Below are 23,768 nucleotides of genomic sequence, written 5' to 3'. Positions count from 1 at the left end.
CGAATTTGACCTTCCATCTGGCAAGTCTTGTGAATCATCGCGCACCGGGTACAGCACGGCGACATCGACTCGTGCGTGAACTCTGCCTGAGTTGGGTTGTGGCTGCTGTCATGATGGCTTCAGCGATGACGCAGGCCGCGACGCCCCAGAGCCCGCCTCTGGATGTTGCCCTCAACCAGGACAAGACCCTGCTGAACCCGGCACTGAGCTACAGTCTCGACGCCGGCTCGGCGATGAGTCCGGCCGATCTCGTAGAGACCCATCCGGACTGGCAGGAGGCTGGAGACGAAATACTCAATTTCGGCTTCGAGGCGAAGACGCTGTGGTTAAGACTGAGACTGGTGAATAGCCGGGGCTCTCCCGTCACCCGGTTTATCAGTATCGAACATCCCATTCTCAATGAAGTGGACTTCTTCCGGGTGGACCCCACTGGCCACATTGTCGAAGAGGTACGGACTGGCGATCAGCGGCCATTTACCACCCGTTCTATCGACAGCAGACACTACGTCTTCCCGATCACCCTCGAAGGCGGCGCAGCGACCTGGATATATTTCAGAATTCGCTCTGACAGCTCCCTGCAGGCACCGGTATGGCTTTCGCCGCCGACCGTATTCTATTCAGACGCTCAGCGCGATATCGTGCAGCACACCATGTACGCAGGCGTAATGCTCGCCATGGTGCTATATAACCTTTTCCTGCTCGCCTCTTTGCGTGAGCGGGTCTATTTCTACTATGTCATGTTCGTCTTCAGCTCGCTTCTGGCCCAGGTCTGCCTGACAGGACTCTGGGCCGGATTCGTCGCACCGGGTGCGACAGGCCTGCAGGACACCCTGCTCAGGGTCGCCGTCCCAGCCTTACCTCTATTTTCATGCCTCTTTGCCCGAAGCTTTCTGCGCCTGAAAGTCAACGCGCCGCGTTTCGACAGGCTGTTTCTGCTCGCATCCATAGCGAGTGGTGCAATCCTTGTCGCCGGCTTCTTCATCAGCTACAAGGTCACCATACTGGCAGCCATTGCCCTGATCCTGGTCACATCCGTAAGCTGCCTTGTCGTCGGCCCCTACCTTTGGGCTCGAGGAAACACGCTGGCGCGCTTCTACACCCTCGCCTGGGCTGGTGTGATGGTGGCCATATTCGTATTCATGCTCACGCGCTTCAATATCATTCCGCGCACTTTCCTGACCGAGAACAGCCCGCCCATAGGCTCGGCGCTTGAAGCGATACTGCTCTCGTTCGCACTCGCCGATCGCCTCAATCAGGAGCGGCGCCGACGCTACAAGTCGCAAAAAGCGCTACTGACGGAAACCCAGCATCGACGGGCAGCGGAGTCCAGCCTGTATCGTCAGGCCCTCTACCATCATCGTTTACAGATCCCGAATCGGGCCTTTCTGGAATCCTGGTTTCAGCGAAATATCATCGCCGACTCGCAGCTGATGATCTGTCTGCTGCACTTTTCACGCTTTCACGAAGTCAACAAGACCCTCGGTCACGCAAAGGCCGATCAGATGCTATTGGCGCTGTGCGAACGTCTCGACGCCCGGGTCTCCAGGCTGACGGGCGCTGTAAAACTTGAAAATCTCGATGCAGTGGAGCGTCCGGGGCAGGATGCTGCCAATTTTATCTGCTCTGTCGAGGGTGCGACCTTCGCAATTCTGATTCAGCCGCCAAGCCGATTTGCGAGTTCGGACGATGAGTTTACCGAGGAAGCCCTGCTGAGTGGCAGCAATGCCTTTGTGACCCGATCGTTGGCCGAGCTCGAGCAGCTGGTGGCGGAATTTGCTGAACCTTTCGAAACTGGCGAGCTAGTCGTCGAGCTTGGCGCCGTGGCCGGCATTGCAGTTTGTCCAGTCCACGCTGACCGGGTAGAGCCACTGTTGCAGAAAGCCCAGATTGCTGTCGATGCATCGAGCCGCATGAATCATTCGCTCACGCTCTTCAGCGAACAGATCAACCCATACAATGAGCGCCGCTTGAGTTTGGCTGGCGACCTGCGCAAGGCGATTGCGGACAACACGCTCACGCTCGCCTTTCAGCCAAAGATCACTGCCAGCTCCTCGAAGATCGACTCCATCGAAGCCCTGCTGCGCTGGCATCATCCACAACACGGCTACATTGGACCGGATGAATTCATTCCAGTGGCCGAGCAGACAGGCATTATCCACTGGCTGACAGACTGGGTACTGAAAACCGCCCTGCAGAGCCTGGCAGTGCTGCAGGCCCAGGGATTCGACCTCAAGGTTGCCGTGAATATTTCCGCGGTAAATCTGCGTGAGCGCGACTTCGCAGCGCGATTGGCCAATGCCCTCGCCATCCATGATATGCCGGCAAGTGCCCTTATCCTCGAGGTAACGGAGAGCGCCATGATGATCGATCCCGAGCGGGCCTGTGAAGTGCTCGATGAGCTGCATGCCATGGGCGTCAGCCTGTCGATCGATGATTTTGGCACCGGGTATTCATCACTGTCCTATATCAAGCGTTTGCCGGTGCAGGAGATCAAGCTCGACCGGTCCTTCGTCATGGAGCTCGATGGTTCCAACGATGATCGGGTGATCGTCGACACGACCATTCGCATGGCCCATGCCCTCGACCTGAAGATCGTTGCCGAAGGCGTCGAAACCAAGACCGCTTTCGAACTGCTGGCTGGAATGGGCTGCGATGTGCTGCAGGGCTATTACATGAGTCGTCCGATACCGCTGGCAGAACTGTCGACACTGTTGACATCAAGCAGAGGCCACTTTCATCACAAGCCGGCAGATCCCTCAGTGGTCAACTGACCCCTGCACCGGCGGCTGTCCCCGCAACAGATCCCATACATCCTTCGCAAAAGAGCCTGTGAGCAAGAGCAGCGCCGTGAGCAGGATCGCCTTTGCAGTTTCAGCTTCAAGCATGGGGTGTAGGCAGATAACGAGGCTCACCACCTGCACCACACAGATGGTCTTGCGCCGCAGACTCGGTGGCAAAGGCGCTTTGAGGGCGGGCAGCGGCACCGCCGCTGCGACGAAGCCATAACGCATGAGACCTATGATCAGCACCCATGCGGGCGCGACACCAGTGCGCCAGAGCAATATACAGAGCACCAGAATAAAGGCGGCATCGACTTCCATATCGAAGCGAGCGCCGAAGTCAGACGTTGCCTGAGCCTTGCGGGCAATGAAGCCGTCCACTCCATCAAGCAGGAGACAAACGGTGGCAATCCCAATCATCGTGTAAGGCCAGAGCATAGCCCCACCCTCGCCAGGCAGCATTCGCTCAGTCACGAAGGGCACCATTCCAGCCAGTGCTACGGTAATGAGCGTTCTGAACAAGGTGACTCTGTTGGCCCAGCCAAAGGGCCGAGACCCCGAAGCCTGAGACCTGTTCCAGGTGAAGTGCAGAATTATGCCCGCTATTCCATACAGCGCGATACAGAGCCCGATATACCACAACTTCTCCGGATAGCCGGGCGTGACCTGCGGTGCCAGCCCGGCCGCCATGGTGACCAGCAGCAATAGTCCGACGGCTGGCTCGGGAAACCGCCGGGCGCTCTGGCTTGACAGTAGGCGTTCATTATATGTCGAAATGGGAGTACGCTCTCTTCGATAAATGGTCCGGGTAAGCCGGGCTCGGCTTTACTTACGTAAATACTCTCGCAACCATACACCGGATGACCCGCCCTTCGCCTGAACATTCCAGGCGCCAGTATCAAGGACAACATGCTGACATGACTGCGACTGCCGCCCCTGACCACATCGTGCCCGCACGAGCCCTCTGGATAACGGCTCCCCGAACAGCGACCATCGAGGGCGGCGCAGTGAGACCAGAGGATGTCGAGACGACGGAGGCCCCGGTGCTCGTCAACACCTGCTATACCGCCATCAGTCGTGGCACCGAACGTCTGGTGTACAATGGCCTCGTGCCGACTTCGGAACATGCCAGGATGCGTGCACCCTTTCAGAGCGGCGATTTTACTTTCCCAGTGAAATACGGCTATGCGAACGTCGGCCGCGTGGCCCCTTCGCCTGCGGCAGACCATGCCGGACTCAGCGGCCACCATGTATTTGGCCTTTACCCCCATCAGACCGCCTTCTATGCCGATCCGGCGACGCTGTCGCTTGTCCCGGATTCGGTGCCAGTGCGGCGCGCCGTGCTCGCTGCCAACATGGAAACAGCCCTGAACGCCTGCTGGGACGCTGCGCCACTGCCGGGTGACCGGATTGCCGTTGTAGGTTGTGGCCTTGTCGGGGCGCTTATCGTCTACCTCTGCGCGCGGATACCAGGCGTCAGTGTGCTGGCGGTGGAGACCGACTCATTGAAAGCAGAAGTCCTGCAACGACTGGGCGCAGCCAGCGTTCAGTCGGCGCCTGCTGAAGGCGGATACGATCTCGTGTTTCACGCCAGCGCCACGCAGGCGGGTCTGCACACAGCCATTTCACTGGCTGAGAAAGCCGCACGAATCGTTGAGCTGAGCTGGTACGGCGACCAGGCGGTGAGCATCGGACTTGGCGGGCGCTTTCACGCATTACGCCTGCAGCTGCACTCAAGCCAGGTGGGAACGATACCTCCCGCCCAGGCCGCGAGATGGAGCTTCAGACGGCGCCTTGCCACCGCGCTTGAACTCCTGGCCGACGATCGCCTCGATGCACTGCTGAGTCCCGATGCCTCTTTTGACGAGCTACCAGATACCATGGCCACAGTGTGCGGTTCCGGTCCACTGCACAAAGGGCCTGCCCCATTATTTTGTCAGGTGGTGCGCTATCCATGACCCTGGCTTTACCAACAAACAGGAGTTGAACCTTGTATTCCCTTACCGTTCGAGATCACATGATGATTGCCCACAGTTTCAGGGGCGAAATATTCGGTCCAGCACAGAATCTTCACGGCGCCACCTTTGTGGTCGATCTGACCTTCGAGTCCGAGCAACTTGACGGCGACAATCTCGTTATCGATATCGGCCTGGCCAGCGAAGCCCTCAAGGCGATCCTGCAGCCACTCAACTATCAGAACCTTGATGAGCTGCCGCTATTCGCTGGCCAGAACACCACTACGGAGTTCCTGGCCAAGCACATATTTGATGAGGTGGCCGCGCAGATGAAGGCCGGACAGCTTGGCAAGCAGGCTAAAGTTGTCAAGCGGCTCACCGTCCAGTTGAAGGAAAGTCACGTTGCCTGGGCCAGCTACAGTGGACACCTGGCTTGATCCGACTTGTGGTGCCAGGGTCGGTCAATCAGCTGACAGGTGGATATCGCTATGATGCCGCCCTGCTGAAGGCTCTTCAGTGGAGCGGTGTCGACGCTGAGGCCATTGAGGTCTTGAATCTCGAAGAGCCGGATGAATTGCGCGCCCTGGTCAGAGATCTGCAGTCGGATACGCCAGGCCCCTGCCACCTCATCGTCGACGGTCTGGCCCTGGCGCGTCTCCACCAGCATCATGCAGAGCTTCTTCAGCAGTTCTCTCGGGTTGCCTCGCACACCCACTCGCTCAGCGCGCTGGTCCATCATCCGCTTTGTGACGAAACCGGACTCGACGACAAACAGCAGGTCAGTCTGCAAACGCTCGAGGCTGCGGCCCTGCAACAGGTCGACCTGATCATCACGACCAGCAGCCATACCTGCGAACGAATCAAATGTCTGTTCGAACCACAGCAGACGGTGGTTGCGATTGAGCCTGGCGTCGAGCGTCCTAAAACACTGTTGAAAAAGCAGCACAGGCAAGGCGCTGAGCCCCTGAAGCTGCTGTGTGTGGCCAGCCTGGTGCCGCGCAAGGGTCAGGACATTCTAGTGCGAGCGCTGCACCGACTGTCTTCACAGGATGTTCACTGCACGCTGGTAGGACTGCTGGACCGCGATCCCGAATTCGTCACTCAGATTCGCCAGACGGTGGCAGAGCTCGGTCTGCATAGTCAGGTCGAAATGTCCGGACCGCTTGAAGAGGATGCTCTGGAACGGCATTGGCAGACAGCCGATGTACTGGTGTTACCCTCCTGGTACGAAGGCTACGGGATGGTCCTCGATGAAGCTGCTGTACGAGGCGTTCCAGTGCTGACCACCACAGGCGGCGCCCTGGCTGCCACCTTCCGTGAAGGGACCGGCCTGCAAGTTCCACCTGGCGATATAGAGGCTCTGGCCGCGGCGATAGCGCGATTTGCTCACGACACTGCTCTGCTATCGACCTGTCGAACAGCCGCACTGGCGATCAGTCAGGCACAACGGACCTGGGAGGAGGCGGCAGCTGAAACGTGTCTGGCTCTGGAGGTGATGGTTCCCGAAGCCAGGCGCCTGGACCTGTTTGATGAGACATGGCTGGCACTGCGAGAACCCTTTGATCATCAGGCGCGCTCCGACAATCAGGCCGAGCAGGCTCTCCGTCAGTGGAGTCAAACGCTACAAACAGCTGGCAGTGCGTTAACGGTCATTGATCTCGGAGCTGGCAGTGGCTCGAATCTGCGCCATCTCGATGCCTGCCTGCGCACGCAGAACGACGAGAGCCTTATCGGGAAGCGCATTGCCATGGATCACGATCCTGCCATGTTACAGGCGCTCAGGCAGCTCCCGGCTACGGAGGCTCGTGCAGTAGACTTTCAGGACCTACCATCATTTGCAGCTGCAATTCATGATGCCATACCAGGCGGGGACGCCAGTCTGCTTACTGGATCCGCCCTGCTCGATCTCGTGTCGGACTCCTGGATGACGACGGTCCTCGAGCTGGCGAGACAGCACAACTCAGCTGTGTTCTTCGCGCTTAGCGTCGATGGCAGCAGTACGCTGTGCCCGGCTGATGAGGATGACGATCTGGTTCAACAGTTGTTCAATATGCATCAACGGCAGGGTGCTGGCCCGGGCCCCGATGCCGCAGCAATGTTCGCAAGAATGGCGCGCAAGCGTCTGTTCGAAGTCACCGTAGATGCCAGCGACTGGCAACTGGACAGTGCTGCTGGTGCTTCAGACCGTCAGCTGATGACCAGCCTGTTGACCGGATGGCGCGTCGCTGCTCGCGAACAGCTTGCTCATGCTCATCTCAGTGCTTCGAGCAGCCGTGAGGCGCGTACCGGCGAGCAGTTGATCAAGGTAGATGCCTGGTGCCAGCGGCGCATGGTGCAGATTCGAAACGGTACCCTGCGTCTGAGGCTCGGGCACTGCGATCTGCTTGCCATACCGGGTCCAGCGGCGGTATCCGCGGTGATTTGATGACGACCCGCCCGGTCTTCAGACTGCTGTTTTCCCTGAGCCTGCTTCTGGCGGTAATTGCCTTCTCGGACCTGGACGCGGTTCAGCAACAGTTCGTGGCCCTTGGTAACGACAGGAAGAATGGTAGTGCTGCAGCCTGGATCGTGCTCGCCATTTTCGCGACCTTTCCGCAGTATCTGCTGTCGGCACGCCGGTGGCAGCTGACTGCTGCTCAACTCGATCTGAACCTGCCCTACGGCGCTGCGCTGAAAGCCTACTACAAGGCTACATTTTTCAATCAGGTGCTGCCGGGAGGCGTGCTCGGTGACGTAGCCCGTGCCGTCGAACATGGCAGACACGGTTCGCCTGACCAGCGTTTTTCAGCCTGGCGTGCGGTCGCCATCGAACGACTTGCCGGCCAGCTCGTGCTGATAGCGGCTGTGTGCCTCGCGCCGCCCTTCGTCGGGTTTACCGGTGAGACTGCATCGACGTCGGCGACATCGACAGGCTGGTGGAGTGTAATGGCGGCGCTGGCACTCATAACGTTAATTGTTGCGGCATATAACGCCGCGCCGCGCCTGGCGTTCGTGACGAAAATATCCGCAGGCCTGCAGACATTTACCGCGGACCTCGCGCGAGCCTGGCTCAGGCCCGGACTGCCAGTGAGGCAATTGGCGCTGTCGCTAGCGGTTCTTGTCAGCTATGTCCTGAGTTATATCGCCCTGGCCCTGGCCTTCGGATTCGACGGCGATCTGTTGTGGCTGAGCAGTGTGATACTGCTGGTGCTGCTATCGATGTCCCTACCCTTGAGCGTGGCTGGTTGGGGCGTGAGAGAAGTCAGCGCTGCCGGCCTGTGGCTGGCTGGAGGACAGGATCCGTCGGCGGGCGTCGCCATCGCCGTGGCTTATGGGCTCCTGAACCTGGGCTGCAGCCTGCCCGGCCTCTGGTTCATATTACGTCGGCGCGGGATGAGCTAGTGTCGACAAAATTCCAGGTCGAACAAGGTATCCTGCTCCAGACTGAAGCGCCGGGTTCTCGCCCTGACCGCAGCATCGATAGAACTGATTTCGCTGAGCGAAAAAGAGGGTTTTCCCGATCCAAGAATCATGGGCGCCACGGTGACGTGAATCCGATCAAGCACACCAGCTTCAAGAAAACGTGAAACGGTTGTGCCCCCGCCCTCGATCAGTACCCGCTTCAGGCCACGCGCCTGCAGTGTTGCCAGCACCCCACTCACGCCACAACCTGAGGATGCGCCTGCCAGGTCCGGCACAGCGCTACCGGAACAGGAACTGGCGGCATCGATGCACAACTGCAACGTTCTGGCACAGCCATCCCTGAAAAGTCGTTGCCCGCCCGGAACCCGACCGCTCGGGTCGATCACCACTCTCACCGGACTCGGCCCCTCCACATGCCTGACTGTCAGCAGGGGATCATCGGCAATGGCGGTGCTGGCACCAATGACGACTGCATCCACCAGCGCCCTGAGGCGATGCAGATGGATGAGGCCAGCCGGTCCATTGATCAGCTCATTACGGCCGTCGACGGTGGCAATGCGTCCATCGAGCGTCTGTCCCATCTGCGCAATCACCAGGGGCTGATCGCCTGCACGACTCACCAGCGGCAGATAGATGTCGAAGAGCTGACGCGCCTCGGCCGTCACCTTGGCATAGCTTTGCCAACCGCCATCATCGGCAATAGTCAGCGCCTCAACCTCACGTCCCTGGCGAATATCCAGAATCATTTTCCAGGCCGTGGAGGCGGTAATACTTCCCTGCCAATGGGCGCGCAGGGTTGATGTGGTGCGGAGTTCCATAATGGCGTCTCTACGTCTCGGATCGTCTGGCAGCCCGATTGATACGTTGCCATGAGCCGCTCGATTCACCACGTAATGCACGAAATCATGATCAGACTGTGAGGTAGCGCTGAATAATGGCATCCGACAGTTCGGGCATGGCCCCCTCGCTGACTTTCCGGCCTCTGTCCAGAATCACGTACCGGTCGGCCACCTTCCTCGCAAAAGGAAGCTTCTGCTCCACGATAATGACGGTGAGTCCGAATTCCTGATTCAGTCGCCTGATGATCGTGGCGATATCGGCCACCAGGTTTGGCTGAATACCTTCCGTGGGCTCGTCCAGAATCAGCAGCTTGGGATCGATCACCAGCGCCCGTCCGATGGCGAGCTGCTGTTGCTGCCCACCCGAAAGGTCACCTCCACGCCGCCCGAGCATTTCCTTCAACACCGGAAACAACTCGTAGATGAAGCTGGGGATGCTGCGCGCCTTGTCCTTTCTGGCCGACAGACCAATCTGCAGGTTTTCCTCGACGCTCAATAGCGGGAAGATCTGTCGCCCCTGTGGGACCAGTCCTATACCAGCTGGCGCGCGGTATTCGATGGCCTTGCGGGAAATATCTTCCCCAGCAAATTGAATGCTGCCGCTGTCCAGGTTGCGCATACCCATGATGGTCTCCATGAGCGTCGTCTTGCCGACACCGTTGCGGCCCATCACCACGGTGCACTGCCCTTCCGGGACATCGAGGTCGATGTCCCACAGGGTGTGACTCTGACCATAGCTCTGATTGACGCCGCGCAGCTCTAGCAGGTTACTGGCAGTGGTCGCTTCAGGCCCCAAGATACACCTCCCGAACTTTCGGATCCGATTGCACCTGGTCCATGCTGCCCTCCTTGAGAATACTGCCCTGATGCAGCACCGTAACGGTCTGCGCGATACTGCGAATGAACTCCATGTCGTGCTCCACAACGACCACGGTATGCCGCCCGGCGAGACCTTTGAGCAGCTCTGCAGTCTTGTCCATTTCCTGATGGGTCATGCCAGCTACCGGTTCATCGACCAGGAGCATTTTAGGGTTCTGCATCAGCAGCATGCCGATCTCCAGCCATTGTTTCTGTCCATGCGAAAGCGTACCCGCGAGCGACGACTGCAGATCCGAAAGGCCGATGAGATTGATGACTTCATCCATGCGCGCCAGCTGTTCGGCACTCAGCTTGCGGTTGAACAAGCGAGGAATACTGCGCTGCCCGCCAAGCGCGAGCCACAGATTCTCGAAAACCGTCAGGGCCTCGAAAACCGTCGGCTTCTGGAACTTGCGGCCGATACCCGCGTTAGCGATTTCAGGCTCTTTCATCTTCAGCAGGTCCATACTCTGACCGAACCAGACACTGCCTGAGTCAGGCTGGGTCTTGCCAGTGATGATATCCATCATCGTAGTCTTGCCAGCCCCGTTGGGGCCAATGATGCAACGCAACTCACCTTCCCTGATATACAGGTTCAGATTATTGATGGCCTTGAAGCCATCGAAGCTGACGGAAACATCTTCCATGTAGAGAATGTAGCCCTTGCGGGTATCAAGGTCTCCTGCCCCCTGGGGTGCAAGAAAATCGAACACGCGATCGCGCTGTCGAATCGAATTGATCAAGCTCATGCTGTCGCCTCCCTGTGAACTGGAGCATCAGGCCCTATCGGCGGGTCGCCCTGCTTCTTTTTCAGGTGACGGAACAGTCCGGATATACCCTGCGGCAGTACGATAGTGACGAACACGAACAGACCACCCAGCGCAAACAGCCACACTTCCGGCATCACGCCGGTAAACCAGGTCTTGCTGAAGTTGACCAGTAGCGCGCCAATGACAGCGCCATACAACGTCGCCCTGCCGCCGATCGCGACCCAGACGACGATTTCTATGGAATTCAGTGGGGAGAACTCACCAGGGTTGATGATGCCCACCTGAGGCACATAGAGCGCGCCTGCCACACCGGCGATCATGGCCGACAGCACGAAGACTACCAGCTGTACATGCTCGACCTTGTAGCCACTGAATCGTGTACGGTTCTCGGCATCACGAACGGCCAGCATCACGCGCCCGAAGCGGGTGACCGTGATCCACTTGCACAGCAGGTAACCCAGCGACAGCGCAATCGCCGAGGTGATGAAGAGCCCTATCCTGGTATCGTCCGATTGCAGATCGAAGCCAAGGAGGTCTTTGAAATCCGTCAGCCCGTTATTGCCGCCGAAGCCCATCTCGTTGCGGAAGAAGGCCAGCATCAAAGCGTAGGTCAACGCCTGGGTGATAATTGATAGATATACACCACTGACCCGCGAGCGGAACGCCAGCCAGCCAAAAACAAAGGCCAAGGTGCCAGGCACCAGCAGGATCATTAGCGCTGCAAACCAGAACTGATCGAAGCCCTGCCAGAACCAGGGCAGTTCACTCCAGTTCAGGAAGACCATGAAGTCCGGGAGCTCCGGATGGCCATAGACGCCGCGATCGCCGATCTGACGCATGAGGTACATCCCCATGGCATAGCCGCCAAGCCCGAAGAAGGCACCATGACCAAGACTGAGAATGCCCATATAGCCCCAGACGAAGTCGACCGCCACAGCAAGCAAAGCCAGTGTCAGGTACTTGCCTAGCAGGGTGACGGTGAAGGTCGCCACGTGAAAGGGGCTATCTGGGGGGAGCAGCTGGTTTGCCAGGGTGACCAGCAGGGTGGCCGCGAACAGAACACCAAGGAACCAGTTGGTGCCTGCATCGAAGACTGCCTTTCTGTGTGTACCGGCAAATCTGGCCGGATTGAGCTCAGCCATCGACGGCTCTCCCTTTTTGCGGAAACAGACCGCGTGGTCGCTTCTGGATGAACAATATGATGAAGATCAGCACCAGTATCTTTGCCAGAACGGCGCCGCTGAAGGGTTCGAGGAATTTGTTGGCCACACCGAGACTGAGTCCTGCGACGAGGGTTCCCCAGAGATTGCCGACACCACCGAACACGACCACCATGAATGAGTCGATAATATAACTCTGCCCCAGATTGGGCCCGACGTTGGTCAGCTGACTCAGGGCTACACCGGCAATGCCGGCAATCCCCGACCCAAGGCCGAAGGTGGTGCAGTCGACCCAGGCCGAACGCACACCCATGGCCTGTGCCATGGCACGATTCTGTGAGACCGCCCGCACCCTCAGTCCCAGTGACGTCTTCTTCAGCACCAGCAACAGGGCAAAGAACACCATGAGTGAGAAAAAGATGATGAACAGTCTGTTGTAGGTGATCGAGAAAATGGGGTTGATCTGCCAGACACCATGCATCCAGTCCGGAGACTCTACAGCTCTATTGAGCGGCGAAAATATCGAGCGCACCGCCTGCTGCAATATGAGACTCACACCGAAGGTCGCCAGCAGGGTCTCGAGCGGCCGTCCGTAAAGGAAGCGAATCACGCCGCGCTCGATCAGCATGCCGACCACAGCGGAAACGACAAATGCACAGGGAATGGAGAGGAGCAATGCCAGCCCGACCTGCTGCGGCATGAGTTGCTGGATGACGAAGGTCGTATAGGCGCCCAGCATGATCAATTCGCCGTGGGCCATGTTGATGACACCCATTACTCCGAAGGTCACTGCCAGACCAATGGCCGCCAATACCAGCACGGAGCCAAGGCTCAGGCCGAAAAAGAGATTCTCGACTTTGGAATAGAATTCAGCCTTTTCTTCGACCTTTCTGATGCCGTCGCTGGCAGCTCTCTGCAACAGCTTCTCCTGCGCTGTTAGCGGCCTGGTATCAGCAATATCGGTCAACTCACGTCTGAGACTGCGGAACTCGTTGACGACGGCAGGTTGCAGACTGTCCTGCAGATTCTGCGCGGCTTCGAGCTGATCGCCGAGCGCTCCGGTCTGCAGCCTGAAGAGTTGCAGAGCCTGCTGCATCAGCGCCTTCACCTCTGCATTGTCTTCCCCGGCGAAAGCGGACTGGATAAGTTCGACATTATCTTCGTCAAGCTTGTCGAATATCTGATTGACAGCATTGAGGCGTCTGGATACCTCCTTGTGTTGCAGACTGCGAGTCGCAATCAGCGTACGAATCTGTCGCCGCATGGCGTTGTTGGTGGCGACTCGCCTGAAATCTCCCTTTTTGGCAATTTCAGGCTCAGTCAGCCCGGGTGGCTCTGTTGCCATGTCCAGTCGTCGCACTTCGACGCCGCCCGGCATCGTTGCGCCCATGACCACCAGACGGTCGTCGGCTCTGCTGCGGTACAGGTCACTGGTCAGTAGCGCCGCTAGCAGTTCATCGGCTACTTCCGATTCGCTATCCTTCAACAAGGGTAAGGCCTGCCTCACCTCCATCAGCTTGGGAGACTGCAATTTCAGGACGGCCTGATCAAGGGCCTCATCAGCAAACACATGAGGGCTCGATGCGAGCAGCATCAATATCACGGCCTGGAGGGCTAGCAGCCAGTGCAGCCTCCCTCCGGACTTGTTCATTTTCATAAGGAGCCTATCGAGTCAGAGACAAAAAAAATCACCCGGACGTGAGCGCCCGGATGATTTTCAGACAGCGCGATCCGGAATCAGAAATTCTGACCTGAACACTTGCCGGTCTTGACGTTGTAGTTACCGCAAGACATTGGCTTCCTCCAGTCAGCGATGAGGTCCTTGCTGTCAGGCAGGAAGTCAGACCAGGCATCACCCGCGACAAGACCGGAAGTCTCCCAGACAACCTGGAACTGGCCGTCGTCCTGTATTTCGCCAATGAGGACCGGTTTGGTGATGTGGTGGTTAGGCATCATTGCCGAGTAGCCACCAGTGAGGTTAGGCACCGCCACTCCAACCATCGCGTCGATGACGGCATCTGTTTCAGTCGTCTGGGCTTTCTTGACGGCTTCGATCCACATGTTGAAGCCGATGTAATGGGCTTCCATCGGATCGTTGGTCACACGATCAGTGTTCTTGATGAACTTCTTCCAGGAGTCGATGAACTGGGTGTTAACGTCAGATTCGACACTCTGGAAATAGTTCCAGGCCGCGAGATGACCGACGAGAGGCTTGGTGTCGATACCAGAGAGTTCTTCCTCGCCAACCGAGAAGGCCACGACTGGGATATCTTCGGCGCTGATGCCCTGGTTACCGAGCTCCTTGTAGAAAGGCACGTTGGCATCACCATTGATAGTGGATACCACGGCGGTCTTCTTGCCGGCATCACCGAACTTCTTGATGTCCGATACGATGCTCTGCCAGTCGGAATGTCCGAAAGGCGTGTAGTTGATCATGATGTCTTCGGCGTTCACGCCCTTACCCTTGAGGTAGGCCTCCAGCACCTTGTTGGTCGTCCGCGGGTAGACATAGTCTGTACCGGCCAGTACCCAGCGCTCGACACCGAGATCATTCATCAGGTAGTCGACCGCAGGAATCGCCTGCTGGTTTGGCGCAGCGCCGGTGTAAAACACGTTGCGGGAGGATTCTTCACCTTCATACTGAACGGGATAGAACAGAAGACTATTGAGTTCCTCGAAGACCGGTAACACCGACTTCCGTGAGACCGAGGTCCAGCAGCCGAATACCGCAGCCACCTTTTCCTTCGAAATCAAATCACGGGCCTTCTCAGCGAACAGTGGCCAATCCGATGCTGGATCGACCACCACGGCTTCGAGCTTCTTGCCAAGCACGCCACCCTTCTTGTTCTGCTCGTCGATGAGCATGAGCATGGTGTCTTTCAGCGTCGTTTCACTAATGGCCATCGTGCCGGAGAGTGAGTGCAGGATACCGACCTTGATGGTCTCTTCAGCCAGCGCACCGCCCGCCATCAGAGAAGTCGTGAAAGCAAGCGTCAGTGGTGCAAAGAATCGTTGTGCCTTGTTCATGAAAGTACCTGTGTCTTCTGTGTGATTGATCCCTGGCCTACGGAGCATTTATTGAAGTGTGCTTCTCTGGGTTGGGGCCGTTATTTGGCAATCTTGTCGCGTAACGCAGGAGGGATTTAGCACAGAGCGTGCCAGGCCATCACTTCCGCCCAATTCACGCCTGTTTACTAGCGAATCCGTGGGTGGCAGGGGGAACTATCAGATGCCCCCCTCAAAGATCGCCAGCATTCGTGCACCAGATTTGATCTCAAGGTGGTATGGCAAGGTACCAGTGCACCGGAATGGTGCGACACGGTATGAACGCACATCGTCCATCTACTTTTCGACACGCACTTCGGGAAGCGGATAAAATATGAGTAAGGTCTTAAACTCTGAAGACCGAATAATGTACCATTGCGCCGACATGGGAGAAGTATGTGTATGGTTTCGGCACAATTAGTAGGTATCAGCTTAATCGATTATTTCGGAAACCGGATTCCGATTACCGACCTTGAGGGAGATATTGAGTATCAGGAGCTGGCTAAAGACGACGTCAGCCCAATGGCTCCGTTCGGCATCACGCCATTCGGTGATATCGTCAACAAGCCGGGCACCTCGATTCAATCGGGCATATATGCGTCAAACATGCTTGAAGCGCTGTACTCCATACGACGCGACCTCGATCTGATCAGACACTATCAGGAGGCCTTTTACGCCGTGAACGATACGCCTCTAGAAGTTGCGGCGATCAAGGACAGATCGTATAGACTCTACAGCAACGGTAAACTGCTGAAAATTCTGACATCGTCTGAGATGGCGACCGAGTATGAAAAGATCACCAGAAATCACCGCAGCCTCGTCAAAAGACATCTTGCCCGCAATAAATAGCGGCCATCGATAGGGTCCTGCGGCCTTCCGCCAACTTCATATAAAAAGAGACTCATGAGCCAGAAGAACGGGTTTTCAGCTCACCGCAAAGACAGAATCAGCGCACCAAGCACGGTGACTGTCTATTACTGGCATCGAATCGTTCTATTCGGCTTGCTGCTGATATTCATCATCGGTGGCCTTGCCTTCTGGGCCTTCAGTCAGTTCGACACCGCACCAAAAGCGGTCATCCCCGGCAGCAGCGCCGAGTTGGCGGCCGAGCGTAACGAAAGCAACGGTCGCACTGATGACGCGCTGAGCGATTATGAACAATCCGCGATGACACCGACGCCAGCCGACGCGCCTGTCTTCGCCTCACAGGTCGAAGACGCGCCTGTGGCAGACGCGCCTGGCAGCGTAGAGCCTGACTCTGCTCTCGAGCCCACTCTAGATGAATCATCTACTGGCATAGGGGACGAATCAGAAGCCGATGTGGGTGACAGCGCAACATCAGGCAGTGAAGCCCCTAAAGAGACAGTTGCCGAACCGGACACTGTCATAGTCGACGATGCGCCGGTCATTGACGAAGCGCCCGGAACCGAGGAAGCCTCCGGAAATGACTCAGCTGACGTCGATGGCATGCAGGACGAAGTGGCTGACACCAACACTGATGCCGACCCCGCTGTGGCCCAAGGCGTTGACAGTGAGCGTGGCAAGCCGACGACCACCGAGATATTGTCTGAAGCGATTGCCAGAGCCAGTCTCGCCAGGGGTTTACGCGAACGCGAGCCCATCGGTATCTACAAGAATGCCGTGAGCTTGAATGGGCAGGACCTCATCACCGTCTTCATGTTCACTCAGACGCGCGGCTATGTGGGTGAGGAGCTCTTTCATAACTGGTATCTGAACGATGATCGCATCGCTCAGGTCGTCATCAAGCCATGGGTGTCACCAATGCGTGCCTCTTCCAGCAAGAAGATCATTCCGACCATGATCGGTGACTGGCGGGTGGAGATCGTTGATGCGACTGGCAAGAAGCTGGCCGTGACCACTTTCGAAGTCGTCGAATAGGCTGACTTACTGTTCGCGCCAGGCTTTATCGAAGGCCGTCAGCAGAGGCTCTGCAAAATACTGGAGTGGCGTCGATTCGCCGGTGAGAATGTAGACTTCTGCGGGCATGCCTGGTTTGACCGTCTCCTCTCCCCATAGGGGGTTCGCGCCATTGTCCATGACAATTCTGGCCTCGAAGTAGTATTGCCCGCTCTGTTCATCGAAGAGTGCATCCGCAGATACGAACTCCAGCGTACCCTGCAGCTCCGGCATCTCATGCTGACGATAGCCTGAGAGGCGGGCACGAGCAGCCTGTCTGCCGCTCACCTTATCGACGTCAAGTGGGCGAATCCTGGCATCGATGACGAGTTCATCTCTCGCAGGAACGATTTCCATCAAGGTATCGCCTGGCCGCACCACTTCACCAATGTTGTGGATGGCGAGATCGACAACGACACCATCGACGGGCGCTGCGAGGCTGACACGCTCAAGCACGTTGGTGCTGGCGGCCAAGCGCTGAACCAGCGTCTCCATATCGCCACGTAACTCACGCAATTCATTGGCGGCTTCATAGCGATACTCCTGCCGCGACTGTTCGCGCTCCAGTTCAATTTCAGACTGTTTGGTTCGTGCCTCGGCTATAGCCGTATTCAGACTCGCGATTTCTCCTCGTGCGCGGGCGGCTTCACGTTTCAGTTCCAGCGAACGTGCCTTGCCAGTCATGCGCCGTTGCAGCAGTGTTTCAAGGGAGGCCAGCTCTTCTTCTATCAAAGCCAGTTGCTCCTCGCCAGCAAGCACTTCGGCACGCATGCCACGAATCTGATCGCCGAGTTGCAGGCTCTGCTGCTCCAATATGGCCAGCTTTCCCTTGAGCGTGCTTCGGTCCAGCTCAAACAGCGCTTCTGTTTCACGCATTCTGGACTGCATGATCGGGTCCGCCTGCTCAAGCAGGTGCTTCGGGAAGCTCAGGGCATCCTGTCCGGTCTGCGCAGCAAGGAGGGCCGCTTCCCGCACCTGCAGGGCGTTGAGCTGCTGTGAGAGCAGGAGATACTCCGACTCAGCGAAGGTCTGATCCAGCGTTACCAGAATCTGTCCGGCCCTGACCATTTCCCCTTCCCGCACCAGAATGCGTTTGACCAGTCCACCTTCCAGATGCTGGATTCGCTTCCGCTCTGAACCAACCTTCACCACACCTTCCGCTATCACCGCACTGGCCAGGGGCACCGAGGCAGCCCACGTGAGAAAGCCGCCAAATCCGATGCCAGTGATGAGGACGCCACTGATGATCAGTCCCTGCAGGCTGCGGGCCGGCGTTGTACTGGCAGATTTACTCATCACCCGACTCCCGTAGATTCACCACTGACGCAGACTTTCGAATGATCACTGGCTCGGACCGACGACGAGCTTCCGGTCTGAGCATGTCAGCCAGCAGCGCTTTTGTAGGCCCGAAGCGTTCGAGCCTGCCGTTGGCCATCAAGGCCAGGAAGTCTGTCTCGTTGAGCAGGTGTGACTGATGACTGATCGTGATGACTGTTGTGCCGCGGGCTTTCAGAGCTCTGAGAGCAGACTGGAAAGCTTGCTGCCCCTCCGCGTCCAGACTTGAGGTCGGTTCATCCAGCACGACTATGGCCGGACTGCCGAACAGCGCGCGCGCCAGCCCAATTCTCTGCTTCTGACCGCCGGACAATGGCACACCGGCGGGCCCGATAGGCGTGTCGTAGCCTGCCTGCAACGACAGGATCATTGTCTCGACACCAGCCAGGCGAGCGGCCTCCATGATGTCATTCGGAGTTGCATCAGAAAATCTGGCGATATTCTCCGCTACGCTGCCATCGAAAAGCTCCACGTCCTGAGGCAGATACCCCATGAACCCGGCGAACTGATCCCTGAGTTGTGGCGTCATTTCCGCCCCATCTATGCGCACCTCGCCGGAGTCCGCGAACGACACGCCCAGAATGAGCCTGATAAGCGAGGTCTTGCCAGCGCCACTGGGCCCAATAACGCCTAGTGAACTGCCTGCGGGCAGTGCCAGCGAAATATCTGTCAGCAGCGGTTTTATCGCAAGACCGGAGCCTGTGAGCATGGTTGCGGAAAGACTGGCCCTGGAGATCGCGAGCTCGCCACGGGGACGCGGGAGCTGCATGCCTGGTTTCTGAGAGTCTGCCGTTTCAAGAAAATTGTCGAGGCTTTGCAGTGCCTGCCTGGCGCTGACCAGTGTGCGCCATCCCTGTATCGACTGCTCGATCGGCGCCAGTGCTCTGGCGATTATGATTGAGGCTGCAATCATGACGCCTGCAGTAGTGATGTTGTCCATGGTCAACCAGGCACCAGCAGCGAGCACCGCAATCTGCAGAAACTGCCTGATCACCTTGGCGAATGTCGAAAGACGGGCATTGCGCTCAGCCGCGACACTCAGCAATGACAAACCTGCCCCCTGTCTTTTCTGCCACAGCCGCGACAACGCAGGCGCCATGCCCATGCCCAATACCGCCTCACGATTACGCGTACTGTGTTCGGCGAAACTGGAGGCCTGTCCCAATGCCATATTTCCCTGTTTATAGGCGGCACGCGATATCAGTTCATTGAGAACCGCCAGACCGATGAGCAACAGCGCGCCCGCAAGACCGATGTGGCCGAGTAGTGGATGCAGCAGGTACACCAGACCGAGAAAAAGCGGTATCCAGGGTGCATCGAAGAGAGCAAGCGTATAGGGCGAACTGATGAAGGTGCGTATGGTATTGAGGTCATGTACAGGTTGCGACGATCGAGAAAATCGCAGCGTCTCGGCGAACACCGTGCTGCCCAGGTCGTCATCGAAGCGGTTCGCCACCCTGACCAGCAGTCGCTGCCTGATCGAATCGATCAGGCCCAGCACCAGGAGCGCAAAGACAGCGACACCGAACAGAAAGAACAGCGTTTCCCGGCTACCAGACAATAGCACCCGATCATACACCTGCAGCATGAACAGCGGCGCGGTCAACAACAGTACGTTGACCACGAGGCTGAAAGCGAACACTGGCAGGAAGCCACGTCTGACGCGCGACAGGGCCGCGCTCAACTGGCTAGGTGATGCCTTTGCAGCACTCACATCAATGACCCTGCAAGACCGGCTCAACCAGCCAGAAAGTCATTGTCAGTGCCGTTGATCAGCACCTCGACCGTGGCCATGCTGGTGCCGCCGTTGCCATCGCTGACCGTGTAGGTAAACGTATCGGTCGCCGTCTCACCTGCGGCCAGCGCGTCGAACTGACCGGCAGGATCGTAGGTGAAGCTGCCATCGGCATTCGCCACTACTGAGCCAGTCAGCGAGCTGTCATCGAACGACAGGATCGACAGTGCGTACCCATCCAGGTCAGTATCGTTCTCCAGTACGCGTATGCTCACGGCAGTCGCCTCATCGGTGGCAGCCTCATCAGCAGCGGCTACCACAGCATCATTGACGCCTGTGACTTCGAGTTCGATCAGTGCAGTGGAGAATGCCCCGCTGCCATCCGTGATCGTATATTCGGCCGTAGTGATCACCGTTTCTCCAGCCTTCAGGTAATCGAATCCCGTCTCGGCGCTGAACCGTGCACGGCCATCAGCATAAATCTGGAACGCCCCACCCTCTGAGCCGGCGACCGTGATACTGGTGCCTGACATCGGCACATCATTCACAGCGGACACCCGAATGATCGCGTTCGCATCCGCATCGGTATCGTTACCCACCGGCCGCGAGTCGGTAAGAATATTCAGAGCAAAACGAAAACTGCCTTCGTTGACCTGATAAAAGTCATCCACGGCGACCGGCGCATCGTTGGCACCAGTCACCACAACGGACACGTTACCGAACGCACTGCCGCCTGCACCATCTGACACTGTGTATTGCAACTGTTCAGTGACCTGCTGGCCCGCACCCAGGTAGTCGAAGTCGCCGTCAGTGAAGAATTCGGCTGTACCATCAGCCTCGAGTATCCAGTAGCCGCCATTGGTGCCAGCCACGACTTCGCCGACCTTGGTAGCGCTCCTGGCCACTGCAGAGACAAACAGCTCATCCTGATCAGCATCGGTGTCGTTGAGCAATACGTTGGACAGAATCAGAGATGGCGCATCTTCGTTTATCGTACCGCTATCATTGACTGCCCGTGGCGCCTGGTTGGCTACGCCGTTCACAGTCACCTGATAAACCGCAGTGGATGTATCACCGTCTTCGTCAGCGATGGTATAGGTGACCGTAGTGATCGCGGTTTCGCCGCCCTGCAGGTAGGTAAAATCGCCGTTGGCGTCGAATATCACCGAGCCATCAGCTGCAATCGTAAATTCTCCGCCATTCGATCCTGCAGCCGGAGCTCCAACATTGCCGGCGCCGCCTGCGACAGCCACGACTGTGGACGCTCCGTCTCCTCGAATATCGTTGACCAGCGCATTGAGCAGCGACAACTGGTTTGCGCCTTCGGTCGCGGAGACGCTGTCGGCTACCGCTACCGGTACCTGGTTACCAGCGTCGTCGACCGTCACTGTCAGCGTGGCCGTCGAGGTCTGGCCGTCGTTATCATTGATCGTGTAGGTGACGCTGGTAGTGGCGCTCTCTCCTTCCTGCAAATAGTCGAACTCACCATTGGGGTCGAAATCTGCATTGCCGTCTGCGTCGATGACGAAGAGTCCGCCGCTAGAACCTGCAATCACGGCGCCAACCTGCGCGGCGCTGCCATTGACCTCGGTCACGACCGCAGGCGCATCACCATTCTGGTCGTTGGCCAGCACATTGAGATCCACGGCAGTCAGGTCATCCGTGCTCACTGCATCATCATAGGCAATGACGGCAACATTCTCACCATTGACCTGCATAGTCACCGTGGCCGTCGAGCTCGCCCCGTTACTGTCGCTCACGGTATAACTGATTTGTGTGAGAAGGACTTCATCCTGATCCAGGTTTTCAAAGCCGGTTTCTGCACTTAGTCGTGCCCTACCGTCAGCGTATACCAAAAATTCCCCGCCGTTCGAACCGGTGACCGTCATGCTGTTGCCCGTCATCACCTGGCCATTGACCTCAGTGATTCGAAGCGTATCGTTGAGATCGCTATCAATATCGTTCTGAACAAGTCTGTTATCGGTAAAGATGTTCAGGGCGACGAAGAACTCACCTTCCCGGACCTCGTAGAGATCGTCCGTGGCGACGGGCGCGTCGTTGGCACCAGTAATAGTGACCGTGACCGAACTGAAATCCTCTCCACCTCGACCGTCGGATATCTTGTACTGCAGGGTCTCTGTGGTCTCCTCGCCAACGGCGAGGAAGTCGAACTCACCATTGGTGAAGAACTCTGCCCGACCGTCACTTTGCAGCACCCAGTAACCGCCCTGGCTACCGGCAATCTGCTGCCCGACATTCGCAGATGAACCAGCCACTTCCGACACTGACAGGCTGTCACCATCGGCATCGGTATCGTTCGCCAGCACATTCTCGAAGACGACTGACGATTCATCCTCGCTCACAACCGCACTGTCAATGGCCGCGTCGGGCGCAGTCGATGGATTCTGACCTTCAACGGTAACGGTATAAGTAGCTGTGCTCAGGTCACCATCCTCATCGCTGATGGTGTAGGTCACACTGGTAGTCGCCGTTTCACCCGCGTTCAATGCAGCAAACTGCCCATCTGGATCGAAAGAAACAGAGCCATCGGCAGCCATCACAAACAGGCCACCATTGGAGCCAGCAACGCTTGCACCCACATTCAGGGCATCACCATTGACCATACTGATGATCATGGTGCCATCGCCTGCAAGATCGTTCAGCAGGGCATTGCCTATCTGGCTGAGACCAGCTTCTTCCTGAACGCTTGCGCTGTCGTCGACCGCGACAGGCAACGCGTTGGTGTCATTTACCGTGACGGCCACTGAGGCCTCAGAGCTTCCACCATTGCCGTCGGTGATGGTGTAGAGAATGCTGTCTTCGCCGGTAAAGTCGGCATCCGGGGTGTAAGTCAGTGAACCATCGGCATTGATGACGACAGTGCCGTTGGCGGCACTCGCAGAGGATACTGTAAGGGCATCGCCATCGGGATCGGTGTCATTTGCCAGAACATCTACTGTCACCGCGGTGTTTTCGTCGGTCACGGCGGCATCGTCAACAGCGACTGGTGCAAGATTTTCTGGGGGGGGATCAGTCGGGTCGATATCGCCATCGTCAAAGCGAAACTGTTCCACGTCGACCACCAGGTCCTGATCTCCGCTGGCGAGGTGGGTGACACGGAAACAGGCAGATCCGATCTGCTCAATCCGGTACTCGCTTCGCTCGCCTGCAAATACGGCCACATCGTAGCCGCCATTGCCGTCGATGAGATCGCTGCCCCGACCACCAATCAGGATATCATCGCCCTGCTCTCCGAACAGTGCATCGTCGCCGTCATCACCATGAAGGGTGTCGTCGCCACGGCCGCCGAACAGCGCATCACTGTCATCACCACCCGACAGGGTATCGTCACCATTGCCACCGGAGATCAGGTCATTACCTGAGCCGCCATCGACGGTATCGTCGCCGTTTCCACTCAATATGAGATCATCCCCGGCACCACCATTGACCACGTCATCACCCGAGCCCGAGAGGATCAGATCATTGCCGTCATTACCCTCTATTTCATCGTCTTTTCGAGAGCCGATAATAAGATCGCTGTGATTACTGCCGTTGATGTCCGTCATGTTTTCTCCTGGGATGCGCGTGGTCTATGCCTTATGGCTTATTTTTTTTTGGAACGCATCTTTATAAAGCAAGGTCTAAACGTTTCAAAGTGTTTCGATTTGTTAACGTGATGCTTCTCTCCTTTTATTGCGCTGTTCGTCAATATGTGGCAATGAAAAGGTCTAACCCGTCACAGTCCTTGTAAACACTGCGCTGGTGGCTGTGGTGATGTTCCGCGGCAGAGGATTTCGGCAATATAATTAACGATTTTTAATGATAGAGCCGAGATATCTTTCCGCCGCTAACTTGCGGTTTTATAAAGCAGTTGACTGTGCAAAAAGCGTTGTTTGAGGCAGTATTAGTATAAATAAAAGCCGAGTTCGACTCCGATTCAAGGTGGGTCAGGGCTAACCACAGAGATGGAGT

The 23,768-nt window shown here is 57.3% G+C and carries 17 protein-coding genes; 7 read left to right on the top strand and 10 right to left on the bottom strand.

Features of this window, described 5'->3' with window-relative positions:
- The first annotated feature begins 29 nt into the window (after window positions 1–29).
- Window positions 30–2,771, top strand: a complete 2,742-nt coding sequence (locus tag ABD735_RS02685) for an EAL domain-containing protein (RefSeq protein WP_344803018.1) — start codon at window positions 30–32, stop codon at window positions 2,769–2,771.
- On the opposite strand, the gene ABD735_RS02680 is transcribed toward ABD735_RS02685, so the two are convergent.
- Window positions 2,757–3,470 (bottom strand): CDP-alcohol phosphatidyltransferase family protein, encoded by a 714-nt coding sequence (locus ABD735_RS02680; RefSeq protein ID WP_344803016.1) that lies wholly within the window; start codon window positions 3,468–3,470, stop codon window positions 2,757–2,759. The two genes, ABD735_RS02685 and ABD735_RS02680, sit on opposite strands and share 15 nt — an antisense overlap.
- A gap of 227 nt (window positions 3,471–3,697) precedes the next feature.
- Between ABD735_RS02680 and ABD735_RS02675 the strand changes: the two genes are divergently transcribed.
- From ABD735_RS02675 to ABD735_RS02660, 4 genes are read left to right on the top strand one after another with little or no spacing between them, the layout of a single operon-like run.
- Complete coding sequence (locus tag ABD735_RS02675; protein ID WP_344803014.1) at window positions 3,698–4,738, top strand: zinc-dependent alcohol dehydrogenase; 1,041 nt, start codon at window positions 3,698–3,700, stop codon at window positions 4,736–4,738.
- A gap of 32 nt (window positions 4,739–4,770) precedes the next feature.
- Window positions 4,771–5,172, top strand: a complete 402-nt coding sequence (locus tag ABD735_RS02670) for a 6-pyruvoyl trahydropterin synthase family protein (RefSeq protein WP_344803012.1) — start codon at window positions 4,771–4,773, stop codon at window positions 5,170–5,172.
- Window positions 5,169–7,160 (top strand): glycosyltransferase, encoded by a 1,992-nt coding sequence (locus ABD735_RS02665; protein ID WP_344803010.1) that lies wholly within the window; start codon window positions 5,169–5,171, stop codon window positions 7,158–7,160. The genes ABD735_RS02670 and ABD735_RS02665 overlap by 4 nt, the downstream gene beginning before the upstream one ends.
- Window positions 7,160–8,116, top strand: coding sequence for a lysylphosphatidylglycerol synthase transmembrane domain-containing protein (locus ABD735_RS02660; protein ID WP_344803008.1), 957 nt, complete (start codon window positions 7,160–7,162; stop codon window positions 8,114–8,116). The genes ABD735_RS02665 and ABD735_RS02660 overlap by 1 nt, the downstream gene beginning before the upstream one ends.
- On the opposite strand, the gene ABD735_RS02655 is transcribed toward ABD735_RS02660, so the two are convergent.
- The 6 genes from ABD735_RS02655 to urtA all read right to left on the bottom strand — a co-directional run bounded on the left by ABD735_RS02655 (window position 8,113) and on the right by urtA (window position 14,734).
- Complete coding sequence (locus tag ABD735_RS02655) at window positions 8,113–9,078, bottom strand: RibD family protein (RefSeq protein WP_344803006.1); 966 nt, start codon at window positions 9,076–9,078, stop codon at window positions 8,113–8,115. The genes ABD735_RS02660 and ABD735_RS02655 overlap by 4 nt on opposite strands.
- Window positions 9,047–9,742 carry an urea ABC transporter ATP-binding subunit UrtE gene (gene urtE / locus ABD735_RS02650; RefSeq protein WP_344803780.1) on the bottom strand — a complete coding sequence of 232 codons (696 nt, stop codon included), beginning with the start codon at window positions 9,740–9,742 and terminating at the stop codon, window positions 9,047–9,049. Before urtE ends, ABD735_RS02655 begins: the two co-directional genes overlap by 32 nt.
- 19 nt (window positions 9,743–9,761) lie before the next feature.
- Window positions 9,762–10,583, bottom strand: coding sequence for an urea ABC transporter ATP-binding protein UrtD (gene urtD, locus ABD735_RS02645; RefSeq protein WP_344803004.1), 822 nt, complete (start codon window positions 10,581–10,583; stop codon window positions 9,762–9,764).
- Complete coding sequence (gene urtC, locus ABD735_RS02640; protein WP_344803002.1) at window positions 10,580–11,746, bottom strand: urea ABC transporter permease subunit UrtC; 1,167 nt, start codon at window positions 11,744–11,746, stop codon at window positions 10,580–10,582. The genes urtD and urtC overlap by 4 nt, the downstream gene beginning before the upstream one ends.
- Window positions 11,739–13,415 (bottom strand): urea ABC transporter permease subunit UrtB, encoded by a 1,677-nt coding sequence (gene urtB / locus ABD735_RS02635; RefSeq protein WP_344803000.1) that lies wholly within the window; start codon window positions 13,413–13,415, stop codon window positions 11,739–11,741. The genes urtC and urtB overlap by 8 nt, the downstream gene beginning before the upstream one ends.
- Window positions 13,416–13,501: 86 nt before the next feature.
- Window positions 13,502–14,734, bottom strand: a complete 1,233-nt coding sequence (urtA, locus tag ABD735_RS02630; protein ID WP_344803778.1) for an urea ABC transporter substrate-binding protein — start codon at window positions 14,732–14,734, stop codon at window positions 13,502–13,504.
- 477 nt (window positions 14,735–15,211) lie between these two features.
- Between urtA and ABD735_RS02625 the strand changes: the two genes are divergently transcribed.
- Together ABD735_RS02625 and ABD735_RS02620 are read left to right on the top strand one after the other, a co-directional pair.
- Window positions 15,212–15,658: a hypothetical protein gene (locus tag ABD735_RS02625; protein ID WP_344802998.1), complete on the top strand. Its 447-nt coding sequence runs from the start codon at window positions 15,212–15,214 to the stop codon at window positions 15,656–15,658.
- A gap of 54 nt (window positions 15,659–15,712) precedes the next feature.
- Window positions 15,713–16,708: a DUF2914 domain-containing protein gene (locus tag ABD735_RS02620; protein ID WP_344802996.1), complete on the top strand. Its 996-nt coding sequence runs from the start codon at window positions 15,713–15,715 to the stop codon at window positions 16,706–16,708.
- A gap of 6 nt (window positions 16,709–16,714) precedes the next feature.
- On the opposite strand, the gene ABD735_RS02615 is transcribed toward ABD735_RS02620, so the two are convergent.
- The 3 genes from ABD735_RS02615 to ABD735_RS02605 are packed head-to-tail and all read right to left on the bottom strand — an operon-like array spanning window position 16,715 to window position 23,362.
- Window positions 16,715–18,022 (bottom strand): HlyD family type I secretion periplasmic adaptor subunit, encoded by a 1,308-nt coding sequence (locus ABD735_RS02615; RefSeq protein ID WP_344802994.1) that lies wholly within the window; start codon window positions 18,020–18,022, stop codon window positions 16,715–16,717.
- Complete coding sequence (locus ABD735_RS02610; RefSeq protein WP_344802992.1) at window positions 18,015–19,775, bottom strand: type I secretion system permease/ATPase; 1,761 nt, start codon at window positions 19,773–19,775, stop codon at window positions 18,015–18,017. The genes ABD735_RS02615 and ABD735_RS02610 overlap by 8 nt, the downstream gene beginning before the upstream one ends.
- A 23-nt stretch (window positions 19,776–19,798) precedes the next feature.
- Window positions 19,799–23,362, bottom strand: a complete 3,564-nt coding sequence (locus ABD735_RS02605; RefSeq protein WP_344802990.1) for an Ig-like domain-containing protein — start codon at window positions 23,360–23,362, stop codon at window positions 19,799–19,801.
- Between the last annotated feature and the right edge of the window lie 406 nt (window positions 23,363–23,768).

Source organism: Allohahella marinimesophila, from assembly GCF_039538005.1.
Classification (GTDB): Bacteria; Pseudomonadota; Gammaproteobacteria; order Pseudomonadales; family Oleiphilaceae; genus Allohahella; species Allohahella marinimesophila.
This window is presented reverse-complemented; position numbering and strand designations above follow the sequence as displayed.